Origin of the sequence: Plectonema radiosum NIES-515, from assembly GCF_025753815.1 — a bacterium.
In the GTDB taxonomy this organism is placed as follows: Bacteria; Cyanobacteriota; Cyanobacteriia; order Cyanobacteriales; family Nostocaceae; genus Hassallia; species Hassallia radiosum_A.
In genome coordinates, this window is the sequence record NZ_JAOWRF010000332.1 from 1 (window position 1) to 2025 (window position 2025).

General features: G+C 43.7%; 1 protein-coding gene. It reads left to right on the plus strand.

The genetic code is table 11. The features are described 5' to 3' along the window. The first annotated feature begins 283 nt into the window (after positions 1-283). On the plus strand, positions 284-2008 hold the full coding sequence (locus OGM63_RS23300; RefSeq protein ID WP_263748052.1) for a diflavin flavoprotein: 1725 nt from the start codon (positions 284-286) through the stop codon (positions 2006-2008). Positions 2009-2025 lie beyond the last annotated feature (17 nt).

Sequence of the window (2025 nt, forward strand, 5' to 3'; positions counted from 1 at the left end):
CACAATCGGTTGCTTTTGATGCTAATTGTTTTACGGTTTCTGCCGAAAGATAGACACTATCCCAAGTTTTGGAAAGTTTCTCACCTGTAAATAATGCCCAATGTAAGCGAGAATTGCCAATTTCTAAAGCTAGCCAAAGATTTTCTGTATTTTCTTGATGCAACTGTTGTTTCACACTTTTATTTTTCTTAAGTCAACCATAGATTTTTTTAAAAAAATTAACAATTAACTCGTGTCACAATAAAACCAGAGGAAAAATACTCATTTGCGTAAGGAGGGGAGTATGGTAGCACTCACCGAAAGAACTGAAAAAAAACTGACCATGCAGACTGCCGATATTGCTGACCAAACTACGGCAATTCGGTCTTTAGATTGGGATCGCGATCGCTTTGACATTGAGTTTGGTTTGCAAAACGGCACTACCTACAACTCGTTTCTCATCCGTGGTGAAGAAACGGCTTTAGTTGATACGTCTCATGAAAAGTTTCGTCAGCTGTTCTTCGATACCCTCACCGGACTGATTAACCCAACTGAAATTAATTATCTAATTATCAGTCACACTGAGCCAGACCACAGCGGCTTAGTTAAAGATTTGTTACAAATTGCCCCAGAAATCACCGTTGTCGGTTCTAAGGTGGCAATTCAGTTTTTAGAGGATATGGTACACGGTCCGTTTAAACGACGGATTGTGAAAAATGGCGATCGCTTAGATTTGGGTAATGGACACGAACTTGAATTCGTCATCGCACCCAATTTACACTGGCCTGATACCATGTTCAGCTTCGACCATAAAACCCAAATTCTCTTCACTTGTGATGCTTTTGGCTTGCATTATTGCACAGAAAGCACCTTTGATGAAGATTTGCCAGCAATTGAAGCAGATTATCAATATTACTACGATTGTTTGATGGGACCGAATGCGCGGTCAGTATTGTCTGCTCTCAAACGCATGGACGAACTACCAAAAATCGGTACGATCGCCACTGGTCACGGACCGCTATTGTACCATAACGTTGAAGAATTAACCGGGCGTTATCGCAACTGGAGCAAAACTCAAACAAAAGCAGAAACTACCGTAGGGGTATTTTACGTTTCTGGTTATGGATATAGCGAAATTCTAGCCGATGCCATGAGAAATGGTATCAGCAAAACCGGCGTTGCTGTGGAAATGGTAGACTTGCGATCGGCAACAGACTTACAAGAATTGCGCGAACTTGTCAGCCGTTGTAGCGGAATTGTTCTGGGAATGTCCCCAGCTTCGAGTAATTCTATCATCCAAGCTGCACTCAGCACCGTTTTAGGATCTGCCAAAGAAAAACAAGCTGTAGGCATTTTTGAAACCGGGGGTGGGGATGATGAACCAACTTATCCTCTGCTGAACAAATTCCGCGCTTTGGGTTTGCACGTATCATTTCCCGTGATTGAAATGCGAGAAGCACCCAACGAAAATAAATACAAGCTGTGTGAAGAAGCGGGAACAGACTTAGGGCAATGGGTGACACGCGATCGCAGCATCAAAGCGATGAAATCCCTCGCTGCTGACTTAGATAAAGCCTTAGGCAGAATCACCGGAGGATTATACATCTTAACGGCACAAAAAGGCGATGTCAAAAGCGCCATGCTTGCCTCTTGGGTAAGTCAAGCCAGCTTCAAACCATTGGGATTAAGCATTGCAGTCGCCAAAGATAGAGCGATAGAATCACTCATGCAAGTAGGCGATCGCTTTGTTTTAAATGTCCTGGAAGAAGGCAATTATCAACCGCTGATGAAGCACTTTTTGAAACGGTTTGCTCCTGGTGCCGATCGTTTTGAAGGCGTCAAAACTCAGCCAGCTGGTAACGGTTCCCCAATCTTAACTGATGCTTTAGCATACATTGAGTGCGAAGTCAATAGTCGGATGGAAGTTAACGACCATTGGATAGTTTACTGTACCGTTGATGCCGGTCGCGTCAGCAAACCAGACTCCTTGACAGCAGTTCACCATCGCAAAGTTGGAAACCACTACTAAGAAGGGAGAGGGGGAGA

Excerpts from the sequence above, each read along its gene's own strand:
- OGM63_RS23300 (WP_263748052.1), top strand. The coding sequence starts at position 284 with ATGGTAGCACTCACCGAAAGAACTGAAAAAAAACTGACCATGCAGACT.